The sequence below is a fragment of the Trichlorobacter sp. genome, assembly GCF_030247655.1.
Classification (GTDB): domain Bacteria; phylum Desulfobacterota; class Desulfuromonadia; order Geobacterales; family Pseudopelobacteraceae; genus Trichlorobacter.
On the sequence record NZ_JAOTRZ010000054.1, the window covers coordinates 1 to 15900 of the forward strand.

Annotated in this window: 18 protein-coding genes and 1 pseudogene; all 19 read left to right on the plus strand. The window is 54.6% G+C overall.

The window, feature by feature from the left end; all coding sequences use genetic code 11:
- A pseudogene (locus tag OEL57_RS06860) lies at nt 1-243 on the plus strand (hypothetical protein); the annotation flags it as partial.
- Nucleotides 240-575: an STAS domain-containing protein gene (locus tag OEL57_RS06865; protein ID WP_300738882.1), complete on the plus strand. Its 336-nt coding sequence runs from the start codon at nt 240-242 to the stop codon at nt 573-575. The pseudogene OEL57_RS06860 and the gene OEL57_RS06865, both read left to right, overlap by 4 nt.
- 5 nt (nt 576-580) lie before the next feature.
- Nucleotides 581-1006: an ATP-binding protein gene (locus OEL57_RS06870; RefSeq protein WP_300738883.1), complete on the plus strand. Its 426-nt coding sequence runs from the start codon at nt 581-583 to the stop codon at nt 1004-1006.
- Complete coding sequence (locus OEL57_RS06875; RefSeq protein ID WP_300738884.1) at nt 1003-2475, plus strand: TolC family protein; 1473 nt, start codon at nt 1003-1005, stop codon at nt 2473-2475. Before OEL57_RS06870 ends, OEL57_RS06875 begins: the two co-directional genes overlap by 4 nt.
- Before the next feature lie 14 nt (nt 2476-2489).
- Complete coding sequence (locus OEL57_RS06880; protein ID WP_300738885.1) at nt 2490-4301, plus strand: efflux RND transporter periplasmic adaptor subunit; 1812 nt, start codon at nt 2490-2492, stop codon at nt 4299-4301.
- 1 nt (nt 4302) lies between these two features.
- A complete protein-coding gene (locus OEL57_RS06885; RefSeq protein ID WP_300738887.1) occupies nt 4303-4968 on the plus strand; it encodes an ABC transporter ATP-binding protein in 666 nt (221 codons plus the stop codon).
- A 109-nt stretch (nt 4969-5077) separates the two neighbouring features.
- A complete protein-coding gene (locus OEL57_RS06890) occupies nt 5078-6169 on the plus strand; it encodes an ABC transporter permease (RefSeq protein ID WP_300738889.1) in 1092 nt (363 codons plus the stop codon).
- A 51-nt stretch (nt 6170-6220) separates the two neighbouring features.
- On the plus strand, nt 6221-7714 hold the full coding sequence (locus OEL57_RS06895; RefSeq protein ID WP_300738891.1) for a helicase HerA-like domain-containing protein: 1494 nt from the start codon (nt 6221-6223) through the stop codon (nt 7712-7714).
- A 172-nt stretch (nt 7715-7886) separates the two neighbouring features.
- Entirely contained in the window at nt 7887-8324 is a 438-nt protein-coding gene (locus tag OEL57_RS06900) for a DUF1566 domain-containing protein (protein ID WP_300738893.1), read from the plus strand.
- A 26-nt stretch (nt 8325-8350) separates the two neighbouring features.
- Nucleotides 8351-8743: a hypothetical protein gene (locus tag OEL57_RS06905; protein WP_300738895.1), complete on the plus strand. Its 393-nt coding sequence runs from the start codon at nt 8351-8353 to the stop codon at nt 8741-8743.
- Nucleotides 8744-8789: 46 nt separating this feature from the next.
- The gene (locus OEL57_RS06910) at nt 8790-10019 is read left to right on the plus strand and encodes a sigma-54 interaction domain-containing protein (protein WP_300738897.1); all 1230 of its coding nucleotides are present in this window, start codon (nt 8790-8792) and stop codon (nt 10017-10019) included.
- Nucleotides 10020-10161: 142 nt separating this feature from the next.
- Nucleotides 10162-10578 (plus strand): CVNH domain-containing protein, encoded by a 417-nt coding sequence (locus OEL57_RS06915; protein WP_300738899.1) that lies wholly within the window; start codon nt 10162-10164, stop codon nt 10576-10578.
- A gap of 169 nt (nt 10579-10747) precedes the next feature.
- Nucleotides 10748-11221, plus strand: a complete 474-nt coding sequence (locus OEL57_RS06920) for a DUF1566 domain-containing protein (protein WP_300738901.1) — start codon at nt 10748-10750, stop codon at nt 11219-11221.
- A 133-nt stretch (nt 11222-11354) separates the two neighbouring features.
- A complete protein-coding gene (locus OEL57_RS06925; RefSeq protein ID WP_300738903.1) occupies nt 11355-12455 on the plus strand; it encodes a dipeptide epimerase in 1101 nt (366 codons plus the stop codon).
- Nucleotides 12452-13615 carry a DUF819 domain-containing protein gene (locus OEL57_RS06930; RefSeq protein WP_300738905.1) on the plus strand — a complete coding sequence of 388 codons (1164 nt, stop codon included), beginning with the start codon at nt 12452-12454 and terminating at the stop codon, nt 13613-13615. Before OEL57_RS06925 ends, OEL57_RS06930 begins: the two co-directional genes overlap by 4 nt.
- A 142-nt stretch (nt 13616-13757) precedes the next feature.
- Nucleotides 13758-14204: a DUF1566 domain-containing protein gene (locus tag OEL57_RS06935; RefSeq protein WP_300738907.1), complete on the plus strand. Its 447-nt coding sequence runs from the start codon at nt 13758-13760 to the stop codon at nt 14202-14204.
- A gap of 88 nt (nt 14205-14292) precedes the next feature.
- Nucleotides 14293-14778 (plus strand): peptide deformylase, encoded by a 486-nt coding sequence (def, locus tag OEL57_RS06940; RefSeq protein ID WP_300738910.1) that lies wholly within the window; start codon nt 14293-14295, stop codon nt 14776-14778.
- Nucleotides 14720-15517, plus strand: coding sequence for an acetolactate decarboxylase (gene budA / locus OEL57_RS06945; RefSeq protein WP_300738913.1), 798 nt, complete (start codon nt 14720-14722; stop codon nt 15515-15517). The genes def and budA overlap by 59 nt, the downstream gene beginning before the upstream one ends.
- A 152-nt stretch (nt 15518-15669) precedes the next feature.
- Nucleotides 15670-15900: hypothetical protein (locus tag OEL57_RS06950; RefSeq protein ID WP_300738916.1), on the plus strand; the 231-nt coding region annotated here is incomplete at its 3' end.

Genomic DNA, 15900 nt, shown 5'->3' on the forward strand with positions numbered 1-15900 from the left:
TTTGACGCACTCACCTCAAAGCGCCCCTACAAGGAACCCTATCCCGTTGACTCCAGTTTGAGAGCGATGAGAGCCGAGGTTGGCAGCCACTTTGATCCGGAAATTTTTGACCTGTTTGTACAGAATACTCGGACTATTTACGAAAACATTGCGAATTTCAGTGAAAATCAGTTAGAAAGCAGATTGCACACCATCATGCAGGACTATTTTGGACCATCAGAGAAGATTGGAGAAAAACGATGACGATTCAGACAACAAAGGAAGCAAACGCCACGGTACTGACCATAGCTGGCAGAATGGACGCTGTCACCGCACCAGAGTATGAAAAGATGCTGAATGAGCAGATAGCAGCCGGAGAGTCCGCTTTTGTCATCGATTTCCAGGGGCTGGAGTACATCAGTAGCGCCGGCCTGCGGGCACTGCTTGCCACCGCAAAACTGCTGAAAACAAAAAACGGACAGATCCGCCTCGCCAATGTACTGGGAACCGTCAGAGAGGTATTCGACATCTCAGGCTTCGGTTCCATCTTTCAGATTCAGGACTCCGTTAGCGCTGCCCTGGCTGACCTGGGCTAAAGGTCATGACATTTGATACACTCAAATGTTCAGCCACCCTTGAAAACCTCAATCAGGCAATCGAGTTTGTGGAGGAGGCTGCCGACCGTTTCCAGCTTGCCACCAAGAAAAAATTCGGCCTGCTGGTGGCGGTTGAAGAAGCCTTTGTCAATGTCTGCCACTATGCCTATCCTGATACAGAGGGCGTTGTCAGCATCGCATGCGGTGCAGACAGCGAAACCTTTGTCGTTGAAATTACCGACTCAGGTGCCCCGTTTGATCTACTGTCGCTGCCTGAGCCAGACACAACCGCTGACATTATGGATCGCCAGATCGGCGGCCTGGGGGTCCACTTCATCCGCACCTTGACTGATCAGGTCAGCTACCGTCGTGAAGAGGGAAACAACATCCTGGAGATGATCCTCCACAAAACAGAGGGCACGCCTCCATGACCCACTGTTTAGCGGTACGTCTGCTTTGTCTCCTGTTCCTGCTTCTAGCCCCCGTCATCACTCCATCACACGCCGCTGATCCGGCCATGTCGCTGGATGACTGTATTGCCCTGACCCTGCGGGAAAACCGCACCATCAAAAATGCCTACCTTGACCGAATCGTACAGAAATACGACCTGCGTATGGCTGAAGACAAATTTGTCCCCACCCTGACCCTGACTCCAAAGGTTGATGGCAGCAGCAGCACCAAAGCCCTGGGAGGCGGAGTAGACAACAGCAGCAGCAATACCACGCTCAAACCGAGTGCGGTTGCAACCCTGACTGAAAACCTGCCGGCTGGCGGCACATTAAGCATTAGCAGCAACTACACCATCACCAGCACCCAGCAGGCAGTCCCCTCACGGGACTACGGCTGGAATGTCAATCTGACCCAGCCACTACTGAAAGGGGCCGGTCTTGATGTCAACCTGGAATCGGTACGGCTTGCCCGTATCAATGAACAAAAGAACATCCTTGCGCTCAAGTCGACCCTCATCTCCACCATCTCCTCGGTCATCACCGCCTACCGCAGCTATATTCAGGCCACCAAATCTCTGGAGATCACCCGGCAATCCCTGGAGCGCAGCCGTGAGCTGGTGGCCACCAACCGGGAGCTGATCGCTGCCGGACGGATGGCAGCAATAGAGATTGTCCAGTCTGAAGCAGATCTGGCAAATCAGGAACTCAGCCTGCTGTCTGCAGAAAACAGCCTTGATGCAGCCAGGCTGGCACTAACCAAGGCGATTGACATTGATAAAAACACCCGGATTACTCCACTGGCAGAGCCCCAGATTCCGCCGGTGCCCTATACCCTTGCACAGGCCAGACAACTGGCCTTCAGCAACCGGCCAGACTATCAAAACCTGCTGCTTGATTACGAAAACACCAAGCGGACCCTGACCATTGCCAAGCGCAATACACTCTGGGATCTTTCCCTGACCGGTACCTACACTGAAACCTATAACCGGGCCATCAGCACCACACCGGTCAACTCCAACGGTGCCTGGACAGCAGGCTTGGCCCTGACTATTCCGCTGGATAACCTCTACCGTTCCTCAAGCGACCGCCAAGCTGCTATTGCCGCTGACATCAGCCTGAAGAAGATGGAAAACAGTCTGGCACGACAACGGGAAGATATTGAGATCGAAATTCAGGATGCCCTGCGCTCAGCTGAAATGAACTACCGTCAGATCAAGCTGGCCACCCTTGCACGAACCCTTTCGGAAAAAAAGGTAGAAATAGAGACAGAGAAGCTGAAAGCCGGGCGCTCCACCAACTTCCAGCTGGTCAGTTATCAGAATGACCTGAAGAATGCCCAGAGAAGTGAACTGGATGCCATCATTACCTATCAAAACGCCCTGACCAGCCTAGAAAGCAAGCTGGGGATCACCCTGGAACGCTGGGGCGTTGCCCTGGCTGAACGGCCCTAAGATTGAGACAAACCATGGAACAGCAAACCGTCATAGCAGGTAGAATTCTGGAAGACATGTCCGACGGGGTGATGACCATTGACCTCACTGGTCGGATCACCACCTTTAACGCCTCGGCCGCTCGAATACTGGGGATCAGCCAGGATGAAGCCCTGGAGCATTCCTTTGGCGAGGTATTTCTGCTGGCCGAAGATAATGACGACTTCAACCAGACCATTCTGGACGCAATCTACGAATCATCCACCAGCCACAACCGGATCGTCCCGTTCAGTTACAACGATAAACGAACAAGCCTTGCCCTGACCACCACCTTCCTGAAGGCAGAGGACAACAGCGGGCAACGAATAGGTGTGATTGCCGTTTTCAGTGACATCACCGAATTGCAGGCGTTGCAGGAGGCAGAGGCCCGCCTGGCAGAAGAGCTGAAGAGCAAACACAAAGAGTTGCAAACAGCCTATCTGAAGACAGAGGAAGGCAACCAGCAACTGCAGTCTGCCCTGAAAAAGGTGCAGATCATCAGAAACACGGCAACCGCCTTCACGATCATCCTGTTTCTGGGAATCGGCCTGTTTGTCTGGAACCGCAAGCCTGCCGGTTTCAGCTCGTCACCGGCATCACCAACAACATCACAGGGGACCACAACGGCAATAGTACCGGTCACCCCTCAACCGGTCTCCACCAGCATAGCCTTAACCGGCAAGCTACTGCCGTTGCAGATGGTCAATCTCACCAGTCCGATCTCCGGCAAGGTAGGGCAGGTTATGGTCCGCTACGGGGACGTGGTCAAGGCCGGACAACCACTGCTGACCATGGATACCAGCGAGGCGATGATCAAGTTCCGTGAGGCAAAGGCAGCCTACATTAAGGCGCAAAACAGCTACAAGCAGATGGAAAAATGGGATACCAGCACCGATGTTGCCAGGGCACACCGTTCTCTTGCAAAGGCAAAGCTTTCGCTGGAAAACCAGAAAAAGACCCTGGACGAATCAGAGCGACTGTTCAAAAAGGGGATTATCCCCGCCACCGAATATGATTCAGCCAAAAGTCAGTACACCAATCAGCAGATGGATTACCAGAGCGCCCAGGAAGAGCTGAAGGCTGCCCAGGAAAAGGGTAACAGCGAGAATCGTAAAGTATCCCGTTTTGAGTTGGAGAATGCCGAATCCCGCATGCGGCAGGCTGAAAAGGATATCGCCTCATCCACGGTCGTGGCCCCGGTTTCCGGTATTATCATGAAGCCGCCTGCCAGCGGTCAGTCCAAAGAAGGCAGAACCGTGGAGCGCGGCACCACCTTTCAGCAGGGAGAACTGCTGCTGGCCATCGGCGACCTTTCTGGATTTTCCGTCAATGCCAAGTTGGATGAAGTGGATGTCACCAAGGTCCAACTGGGGCAGAGGGTGAGGGTAAGCGGCGACGCCTTTCCGGGTCAGCAGTTAAGCGGTAGCATCCAGAGCATCTCACCCCATGCAGAAGAGGGAGAAGGGAGCAAGTCAGTCTCCTCCTTTGGCATCAAGGTGGTGATTGACAGCGTACCACCGGAGCTAAAAAAGCGGATCATGGTGGGGATGACTGCTAACCTTGAGATTATCATTTACGAGAACCCGGCAGCCCTGATGGTGCCGCTGGCGGCAGTGCAGAGCGAGCAGGGGAAACGGATAGTCACCCGAAAAAAAGGGGCGAACCCTGCTGATGTCGCTGAAAAGGTGACGGTCACCACCGGCTACACCACCCAGGACACCGTTGAGATTACCAGCGGTCTGAAGGCCGGGGACCTGATTGAGGTATCCCAACCGGCCCCGCCACCCTCAGTCGGCGGAAAGCCGTAAGATGCTGACCCTGCGCGACATACGTAAATCCTACCGGATCGGTCCCACCGAGGTGGAAGTACTTAAAGGAGTATCCCTTGAAATCAAGCAGGGAGAACTGGTCTCCATCATGGGGCAATCCGGGTGTGGTAAATCCACCTTGATGAACATCATCGGCCTGCTGGACCGCCCCACCTCCGGCAGCTTCATGCTGGATGGCGCAGAAGTCAGCTACACCAATGACGATGCCCTGTCCGAGATCCGCAACCAGCGGATCGGCTTTGTGTTTCAGCAGTACTTCCTGCTCTCCCGCCTGACCGCCCTTGAAAATGTTGCCTTGCCGCTGGTCTATCGTGGTGACAAAAGCACCAACAGCCATGAACGCTGCATGGAGCTACTGAAACGGGTCGGTATGGATGACCGTGCCCATCATCGACCCGCTGAGCTTTCCGGCGGTCAGCAGCAACGGGTAGCCATTGCCCGTGCACTGGTGGGCAACCCCTCGTTAATCCTTGCCGATGAGCCAACCGGCGCCCTCGACACCCAGGTGGGGGGCGAAATCATGGAGCTTTTCAAGACGCTTAATGCCGAGGAAGGGATCACCGTGGTGATCATCACCCATGACCCCGGTATCGCACGTCAATGCAAACGGGTGGCAGTCATGAAGGACGGGGTAATCGTGCCATGATGATCCATCCATCCCACCTGAAAGAGGCGGCCCGCAGCCTGCTGCCTCAAAGCAACGCACCATTCTGGCCCTGATCGGCATTGTCATCGGTATCGGCTCGGTCATCGCCATGGTCTCAGTGGGCAGGATCGTGCAGGAAGAATCCCTGCGCCAGTTTAAAGAAATGGGCACCGATATCCTGACCATTGAAAAAGAGTTCGGTGGCGGTGGCCCACCCGGCAGTGGCGCTGCAAAATCTGCGCTCAGGCTTGATACTGTCCTTGCCATCCCCTCCCGCTGCCCCGGCATTGCTGCGGTTGCCCCGTCAGTCAGGGGCAACGGAGATATTAGCTTTAACGGTAAAAAACTTGAACGTAGCAGCCCGATGGGGGTAACGGCATCCTTCCTGGATATCAACAAACTGACCATGGAGGAAGGACGTTTCCTGTCTGATCTGGACGAACAGAGCCGCTACTGTGTGATCGGCAGCCAGGTGGCTGCAGAGTTGCAAAAGCAGGGAGCAGCCCGACTGCTGGGCTCAAAGATCAGGCTGGGGGACAACCTGTTTACCGTTATCGGGGTTACCAACGAGGTACCGCAGGGCGGTATGCGGCGCTTTGAACCCAATGAGATGATCTACCTGCATATCACCACCGGCCTACGGGTCTTTGCCAATGCCGAAATACAATCCATCACAGCCAGGGTCAGCAATGGGACAACCAACAACGCAGCCCGTGATCAGGTCATGGCCTACGTTGCCTCGCTGGGCAAAGGGCAGGCGGTCAGAATAACCAGCCCGGAAGAGATCATCGCCCAGATGGAGAAACAGATGCAGATGTTTACCCTGCTGCTGGGAGCCATCGGTAGCATCTCTTTAATCGTAGGGGGGGTTGGCGTGATGAACGTGATGCTGGTTTCGGTCACTGAGCGTCGCCGCGAGATCGGCATCCGCCGTGCCCTGGGGGCCAAACGGGGTGACATCCGCGGACAGTTCCTGATCGAATCCGTCATCCTGTCATTGATCGGCGGCCTGCTGGGCATCATCTTCGGCATCGGCGCATCCTGGCTGATCGCCCATTTTGCCAAATGGCAGTTTGCCCTCTCCTTCAGCGCTATCCTGCTTGGGGTTGGTGTCTCCAATGCCGTGGGGATCTTCTTCGGCTACTACCCCGCCCGCCAGGCCTCTCTGCTGGACCCGATTGTGGCATTGAAGTCGGATTAATATAGAACGTTACACCACCTGAAACAAGCCTCTCACCACCAAGGAGCAGCCATGAGCACCCCTCTGTTAATTGCCAAAAACAACCAGACAGAACAATACCTTTTACCGCAGATGGCCAACCGTCACGGCTTGATAACCGGAGCAACCGGCACCGGCAAGACCGTAACCCTGCAGACCCTGGCAGAGCAGTTTGCCGCCATTGGCGTGCCCTGCTTCATGTCCGATATCAAAGGAGATCTCTCCGGCATGGCCAGGGCGGGGGGAAGCAACAAAAAAGTTGAAGAACGGATTGAGCGGTTGCAACTGACGGAGCATCAGTACCACAGCTTTCCGATCACCTTCTGGGACCCCTTCGGCCAACAGGGCCACCCGCTGCGGGCTACGGTTTCGGATATGGGGCCGCTGCTTCTGTCCCGGATGCTGGAGCTGAACGAGACCCAAAGCGGTGTGCTGAATCTGGTCTTCAAGGTGGCGGATGACAACGGACTGTTGTTGCTTGATCTGAAGGATCTGCGGGCCATGCTGCAGTTTGTGGGGGATAACGCCAAGAGCCTGACCACCAATTACGGCAATGTCTCGGCTGCCAGTATCGGCGCCATCCAGCGGGGGCTTCTGGCCCTGGAGAGCCAGGGGGGTGAGGCTATCCTGGGGGAGCCGATGCTGGATATCCACGATCTGATGCAGACTGACCGGGGACAGGGAGTAATCAACATCCTTGCGGCCGACCGGCTGATGCAGACCCCCAAGTTGTACGCAACCCTGCTGCTGTGGCTGCTGTCAGAATTGTTTGAGAATCTGCCTGAAGCCGGAGATCTGGACAAACCCAAGCTGGTCTTTTTCTTTGATGAGGCACATCTGCTGTTTAACGATGCCCCGGCGGCCCTGGTGGACAAGATTGAGCAGGTGGTGCGCCTGATCCGCTCAAAAGGGGTCGGGGTATACTTTGTGACCCAGAATCCTGCCGATATACCGGACAAAGTATTGTCACAGCTGGGCAACCGGGTGCAGCATGCCCTGCGTGCCTTCAGCCCCCGTGACCAGAAGGCGGTTAAGGCGGCTGCTGAAACCATGCGGGACAATCCAGAGCTTGATGAGACAACCGCCATTACCGAACTGGAGCTTGGTGAGGCGCTGGTCTCCTTCCTTGATGAAAAGGGCAGCCCCGGCATGGTTGAACGGGCCTTTATTATTCCGCCATCGGGACAGATCGGCCCGATCAGCCAGCAGGAACGGCAGCAGCTGATGCAGTCATCACTGGTGGCCGGTGTGTATGATACAGCAGTTGACCGGGAGTCTGCGTATGAACTGCTCAACGCCCGCGCTGCAAAGACGATACAGGCTCAGACACCGCAGGGCGGCTCAACCTCGGGCGGTCCGGGCGGGATATTGGGGGATCTGCTGGGAGGTGGCGGCAATGGCAGCCGCCAGCGTGAAGGGGTGGTTGAGGCCCTGGCAAAAAGCGCTGCCCGTTCAGTGGGTAGCCAGTTGGGCAGGGCGATTATCCGGGGTGTTATGGGCTCACTTTTTGGCGGTAGGGGAAGATAGGTTCAGGGCCATCTTAGCAGCGCTTATGTTCGCCAACAAAGTGGGCACAACCGGACAAACAGTGACAGCGTAAAGCAACACAACCACATGTTATTGCAGCATATATTAATTGGCACACATACTGCTTTATGTTAAGTACGCGTTCACCACAAAAGGACAGGAGGAATCAACAATGAAAAAGCAAATCATGGCAACAGTGGCGCTCTTGGGGTTGATGGTGGCAGGGACAGCCTTTGCGGAACTAAAAGACAATAACGACGGCACACTCATCGATACCACGCAACGTCTGGTCTGGCTCAAACAGGCCGATTGCTTCGGCAAGGTAAGTTTCTTTGATGCCCAGAACAAACCTTACGGCCTGGCATCCGGCATGTGCGGCCTGTCCGACAAGTCAACTGCCGGACAGTGGCGTTTACCCAACGAAATTGAACTACGATCGCTACAGGGTAATGTGTCAAAATTCAACGGGAACATCAGCGATTGGTACTGGACATCTAATCCTGGTACAGCGCCAAGCACCAGCAAATGTATCCTTCCCACCAATGGCGCTACCCAGAGTTTTGACCGGAACAGCACTCACTATGCCTTACCGGTTCGCTCAATACGATAAACAAAGCTACCACCAGGGAAACTAAAATGAAAAATCTTATTCTAATCTGCATGGTACTGGCTGTATCAGTTGCCCCGTCACGAGCAAAGGCCGAAGTAATTAATTACCGATGCAATAATGGTGATTCAGAATTCCAGATTGACACCAGCGCATCAAAAGTGACCTTAAAAAGCTACGGTTATTTCGGGAATTTTATCATTACATCACCGGTTTTACTGACCAGCACATCTGCACAATGGCAGATGAAAAACAGACTTGATGCAAGCTGTTCTTATACTGCCAATGCAAGTTTCTATAAAATAACAGATCCAATAACAGTCAGTACGCAATGTTCTTCCGGCAAAGGGGCTCAGGTTATTTTTACCGGCACATGTCCCGACGGAAGCGGCTCACAAACCTTCTACTGCTGTGCCCGGTAACCTGATGAAGGCAACTGCCCTCCAGGCAACTGCATAAGGATGCCCTATGCCAAAGAACAACCCGCTGGACACGCTGCTTGACCGCCTGATTGCGATTACCGAAGAGCTTTCACAAGGCCGCTTTGGTCAATACGATGATCTGTTTGAACTGACCAAAAGCGGCCAGTACCCACCGTTGATCGCCCGTTTTGCGGAATCTTTCGGCATGATGGCGGTCAAGACCGAAGCCCGCGAGTTCCGGCTGGAGCAGATGATTGAGGAGCTGCGTTCAACAGAAGCCCAGCTAAGAGCCGCCCGCGAGCAGCTGGTCCGCGAAAACAGCTCTCTCAAGAAAAATCTGCGGCGCACGTTCCCCTTTTCCTCCATCCTCGGCACCAGCCCTCAAATTCGTGAGTTGATCACAAAGGCAGAGCGAATTGCCGATTCGCGCCTGTCGGTGATTATTACCGGCGAGACCGGCACCGGCAAGGAACTGTTCGCCAAGGCGATCCACTTTAACAGCCCCCGCAGTGCCAAACCATTTGTGGCGGTCAACTGTTCCGCCATCCCGGAAACCATCTTTGAAAGTGAGATGTTCGGCATTGAAAAAGGGGTGGCCACCGGGGTTGAGGCCCGGATCGGCAAAATCCAGCAGGCAGAAGGAGGGACCCTGTTTCTTGATGAAGTGGGCGAGATGCCGTTACCGTTGCAGGCCAAGCTGCTGCGGGTGCTGGAAGAACGGACCCTGGAACGGGTTGGCAGCCGCACCGCCATACCGATTGACCTGCGGATCATTGCCGCCACCAACCGCGATCTGAGCAAAGAGATCAGCGCCGGACGGTTCCGCGAAGATCTCTACTACCGTTTAAACGGCGTTACCCTGCGGATACCGCCGCTACGGGAACGCAAAGGCGACATAGACCTGATCGCCCGGCAGTTTCTGGATAAGTGGGGCCGCAGTTGCGGCAGGCCACCGCTGCGGATTGCCAAAGATGCGCTGGAGCGGCTACGCAGCTACCCCTGGCCCGGCAATGTGCGTGAGCTGGATAACGAGATTGAGCGGGCCGTGGCCCTGGCCTATGGCGACACCATTAACACAACCGACCTCTCTGATCCCCTGCAGCAGCAAACCAGACCATCAGCGGTAGGTGGGAAGTCACTGCTGAAGGATTCAGAAAAACAGTTGATTGAACAGGCATTGAAAGAGGCTAAAGGCAACAAGACCCAGGCAGCGGAGCGACTGGGGATGAGCCGCGAAGGGCTGCGTAAGAAGCTGAAACGGCTGGGGTTGGAATAGTGCAACCAAAGTTGGCGGCGACTAACAAAAGCTGTCGGCACAACATCCATAACACACTGATATTACGTAATTATGTCTTGGTACAGACTATGCTTTTATTGAAGTACAGCTACACTAGAAAAAAGCGCAAAGGAGAATATCCATGAAAACAAACAGTAGTTACATAGAGAAAACAGTTGCTTGCGCATTAACTACCGCCCTGCTGATTGCCATGGCAGGCGCAAGCAATGTGTCAGCCGCCAACTTCAGCAAAACCTGTAATCAGATAGCGCTACAAGGGAATATATTGCAGGCAAACTGCGCGCGACCTAACCCCAGAGACCCAAGCAATCCTTTTTACCACCGTACATCTCTTAATCTGGACAGCGGCATAGGTAACAATGACGGAGTCTTGGCATGGGGCGGAACAAATTTCAGCCAGACCTGCAAAAACATCACGCTGACCAGCAATACAGTGTTAAAAGCTGACTGCACTAGGGCAGGGGTGCTAAGCGTCAATTCAATCCTGAACCTTGATGATCGTATAAACAACACGAAGGGTTCTCTAACATTTGACTAACAGGCACAAAAACATAGTAATAACAGAATCATACTAAGAAGACCACTCTCTGGCCCCGTATAAGCGGACTGCACCCTTTATTCGCAACAAATTAATGATTTCTTGTTTTCCACCGGGCCAATAATTTTATAACAACGGAACAAACGGCAACGGCAAGAAAGGAGACACTATGAAAATAAATTTTATCAAGCGCTTCATCACCATTGCCGCAGCAGCGATACTCACCCTGGCCTGCGCTGCTGGCGGGACCTTTGCTGAGCTAAAAGACAACAACAATGGCACCATCACTGATACCAGTACCGGCTTGGTCTGGCTGAAGAACGCCAACTGTTTTGGTAAGCGAGATTGGCGGTGGACCATGTCCAGTGTCAGCAACCTGAGTTCAGGCGACTGCGGGTTGACCGACAAGTCCGCCGCCGGCCAGTGGCGGCTTCCCAGCAAAGTGGAACTGATAGCCAGAGCAGCTAATAAGACAGGATTTACAAACATCCAGACCGACTACTACTGGTCGGACAGCACGTACTCCTTTGGCGCCTTCTTCGGCGCCTACGCTGCCTGGATTGTCCGCATGAGCGATGGCAACGCGAGCAACGGCAGAGAGAGCAACTTCTACTACGTATGGCCGGTACGAGCCGGACAGTAGACCAGCTTTATTGGCGACTTACCAGTGAACGGCACGTAGCCTCACCTGCACCGCCCTGCAACAACAGCGACGGTGCAGCCACCGTAATCGTGACCATTCACAGGATACCCCTTCCTAACAAACAGGTGCCACCATGTCTTTAACGCTACAGCGGGCCCGCGCAGCCATCATCACCGCGCCACTCAACACCCCTTTCAGGATCGCAACCGGTCAGCATGACCAGTTAGAGAACGTCTTCTTTCAGGTCCAGTCCACGAATGGCATCAGCGGTTATGGTGAGGCCGCAGTTGCCAGCCATATCACCGGCGAGACCGTGGAGCAGACCCTGGCCAATCTGCAAAAAGCGGCAACAGAACTCATTGATCGTGATTGCACTGATCCGGTTGCGTTGATCGATCAGTTTCGTTCCGGCTTTGACGGCAATCATGCTGCCCTGGCCGCCTTTGAAATGGCGCTGCTTGATCTGGTCAGCCGCAGCCGGGGCATACCGTTTGGTGGCCTGTTCAGTCCGGCGCCGGGGTTCACCTCCAAACCACGCTTCAGCAGCGACATCACCATTGTGATCGGCAGTCTGGAGGAGGCAGAGACCGCAGCCCGTCACTATGCCGGACAGGGTTTTACCGCCTTCAAGATCAAGATCGGCAAAGAGCATGATCTGGATCTGCAGCGGGTGCTGGCAGTCAAACGGATTGCCCCGGACAGCAGCCTGATCCTGGATGCCAACATGGGCTTTGATGCCGCCGGCATGCTGAAATTTCTGAAACAGCTTGAACAGCACAACATCCGTCCCATGCTGCTGGAGCAGCCGGTGCCCAAGGGGGATTGGGACGGGCTGGCCGCCATTACGCGAGAACTTTCCGGCAGTGGTATGCTGGTTTGCGCCGACGAAAGCGTTGGCTCGCTGGCTGCGGCAGAACAGGCGGTCAGCCTGGGGGCGGTCAATGCCATCAACATCAAGTTTATGAAAAGCGGCATCACGGAATCGGTCAGGATTGCCGAACTGGCCTGCCGCAATAACATCAGGCTGATGCTGGGGGCGATGATGGAGAGCAGCCTGGCCATTACCGCAGCAGCCCATTTTGCCGCAACTCTCGGTTGCTTTGAGGTGATCGATCTGGACACCACCTTCTTTATCAACGGCCCGTTAAGCCAGAGCCCCTACCTTGCTGCTGACGGCAGGTTTGACCTGACCTGCCCGGCCCCCGGTATCGGCGTGGAATTATCTCTGCCATGATCCAGCAACCGCTGCTGATCATACTATTCCTGCTGGGAATTGAACTGCTGATCCTGCGGCTGGCGCACCATGAGCAGACCAGGCACTGGTTCAACCTGCTGCCGCCGGTCTTCTGGATCTACTTCCTGCCGATGCTGGCCAGCAGTTTTGGCCTGCTTGACCCCAAACAACCGGTCTACGGCCTGATCACTTCCTGGCTTTTGCCCGCCAGTCTGCTACTGCTACTGTTGCCGGTTGACCTGAAGGCGATCATCCGCCTGGGACCAACCGCCCTGGCCGTATTCTTCAGCGGCACTGCAGGGATTATCGTGGGTGCAGCCCTGGTCTTCAAGCTGTTCAAACCACTGATCGGTGAGCAGTTCTGGTCTGGATTTGGCGCCCTGTCTGCCTCCTGGACCGGTGGCAGTGCCAACATGATTGCCGCAAAGGAGGCCGTTTCCGTACCGGATCAGGTTTTTGCGCCGATGGTGATTGTGGATACGGTGGTGCCGTACCTCTGGATGGCAGCCCTGATCGCTGGCGTGGCCCTGCAACCGGCCTTTGACCGCTGGAACCGGGCTGATCGCCGCATCATCGACGAGCTGGGCAGCCGAATTGTCGAAGCAGGACAGGCGGTACAACAACGCTTCAACATGGGCGGCTTTCTGGTGCTGCTACCCCTTGCAGCTGCGGGTAGCAGCATATCGCACTGGCTGGGCAGCCAGTTACCGACAATCAAGGATGTGATCTCAGGCTACACCTGGACCATTCTGCTGGTCTCACTGTTGGGGCTGTTGCTTTCCTGCAGCCCGGCTCGCAAGCTGGAGCAGTACGGCGCCTCCAAGGTCGGCTCATGGTTGCTGTATTTCGTGCTGACCGCCATCGGCGCCAAGGCCTCGGTGGCCAGTTTCGGCTCAGCGTTGCTGCTGATCGGCGCCGGTCTTTTGATTATGGCGGTACATGCCCTGTTTCTGCTGGTGGCGGCCCGACTACTGAAGGCGCCCCTGTTTCTGGTGGCCGCAGCCAGTCAGGCCAATGTGGGGGGCGTGGCCTCGGCCCCGGTAGTTGCAGAAGTGTATCAGCCCGGGCTGGCCTCAGTGGGGCTGCTGCTGGCTATTCTGGGCAATATCTTCGGCACCTGGTTTGGGATACTGTGCGCCCAGCTGTGCCGGTTACTGTGATGGGATAAATCGCCACCAGAGTTGGCGGCATCGCAAGGAAGTTGGCAGGACAACTCAAGGTAACCTATTGATGTTTCAGCAAATAACCATTGGCACACGAAATGCTTTACCGTAACCAACAAAGCCCAAGAAGGCATTCACTTTGAAAAAGGCATTTAGCAATCTGTTGAGAATCACGGTTTTGGCAACCATCCTCTCTCTGGCGGGGCTGGTTATGTCCGGCGCAGTTATGGCTCAGCAATGCGTAGACAACGGGAATGGGACGGTGACGGACAATAGCACTGGTTTCATGTGGCAGAAGGAGACGGCAGGATCCATGAACTGGCAGAATGCCATGAGTTTTGCCGCCAGCCTGAGCCTGGGTGGTAAAACTGGCTGGCGGCTGCCGAGTAGACAAGAACTGATAACACTTTACAGCTCCCCATGTAAGTCTCAAATGTCTGTAGTGTCGTTTAATTACTGGTCTTCAACTACTTGGTCTGAACGTGAGTCCTATGCGTGGCTCGTAAACTTCAGTAATGGCGATGTCAGTGCCCGCGGCTATAAGTCCTATAGCTATTATGTGCGCGCCATTCGTGCGGCACAGTGATTACTGATTTAGTAATTTGATTCATTACTTGTATCGTTCAACAATCACAACCATTTGAAAAAAAACAGCTGACAGAAGGGAGCCGTTTATGGGGCAGATTTTGACCATACATACTATCGGCAACCCGCTTCTTCGCCGGAAGGCCGCTAAAGTTGGGGACCCACAAGATCCGAAGCTGGCTGTTCTGGTGGACAACATGCTCACGACCATGCTGGCATCTGACGGGGTGGGGATTGCTGCGCCACAGATCAGTCAGCTCCTGCGGGTGGTTATCGTTGCCTCGCGCCCCAACCCCCGTTATCCTGATGCACCGCAGATGGAGCCGGTGATTATGGTAAATCCGATAATCCTTAGCCGTTCTTCAGGGCAGGAGGAAGGTCTGGAAGGCTGCCTGAGTGTGCCGGGTAAAAAATGTTTGATCATGCGCCACCAGGCCGTGGAAGTCTGCTGGCACGATCTTGAAGCAAAACGCCACCAGCAGAGCTTTTCAGGCTTTGTAGCCAGGATTGTCCAGCATGAAGTTGACCACCTGGAAGGCATACTCTACCCTGATCGGGCAGGATCGTCCGGTTAAAAAGGAATCCATCATGACAGTCCCCACTGTGCCGCCCAATGCCAACCGCATTTACTTCTGCTCCCCGGTCAACGCATTGGTTGAAGGGATCTACCAGCAACGGATCCCTTTGCGCGAGATCAAGCAGCATGGTGATTTTGGGCTGGGAACCTTTGACAACCTGGATGGTGAAATGGTGATGCTTGATGGTGATATCTACCAGATTACCTCCGACGGTGCCGCAGCCGAGGTGAGTGAGGAGCTGCTGACACCCTTTTCCTGCGTAACCTTTTATCATGCAATGAGCCATGACCGGCTTGATCAGCCCTGCAACTATCTGGCATTTCTGGATTGGCTGAACAGCCTGTTCCCTTCTCCCAACATCTTCTATGCCATCCGGGTCGAAGGGTGCTTCAGCCGAATCAAGGTCCGCTCCGTCCCCCGCCAGGAGAGCTACCGGCCACTGGCAGAGGTGGCAAAGGAGCAGCCGGTCTTTGAATATATGAACACGGAAGGAACCCTGGTGGGCTTTTACACCCCGTCGTTCATGGGATCGCTGAGCGTGCCCGGCATGCACCTGCACTTTCTTTCTGCGGATCGCAAGACCGGCGGCCACCTGCTGGAATGCTGTCCCAACAGTGTTACAGCGGGCATTCAGTTTCTGACATCATTAGAGTTAGGATTGCCGATGAGTTTTGATTACCTGACCTGTGACTTCCAGCGGGATACGGAAAAGGATCTGGAGAGCGCTGAAAAATAGGTTGTAAGCGCCACCAGAGTTGGCGGTCATGGCAGATAGCTGGCAGAGCCACCTATTACAACATATTGGTATTACATTGATTACTTTTGGCTCACAATCTGTAACAACTCCAACAGAGACACGTATCCGCTAAACACAGGAGGAAGACAGTCATGAAAAGCCCCAAAAGTCACCTTAAATCCGCAAGCCTCTTTTTTGCCGGTTTTGCCGCAGCATCTGTCATGTTTACCGGTAGCTCTCATTTTCCTGAGGCCAGGGCCGCCGATCAATACTCCTGCATAAAGAAGGGGCTCGAAATATACGGGATGACAGGAAACATCCCCAGTCCCAAATTCACCCTCGTATACCAGGCCCCTTCCTGTTTAAGATCCGCTGGATACACC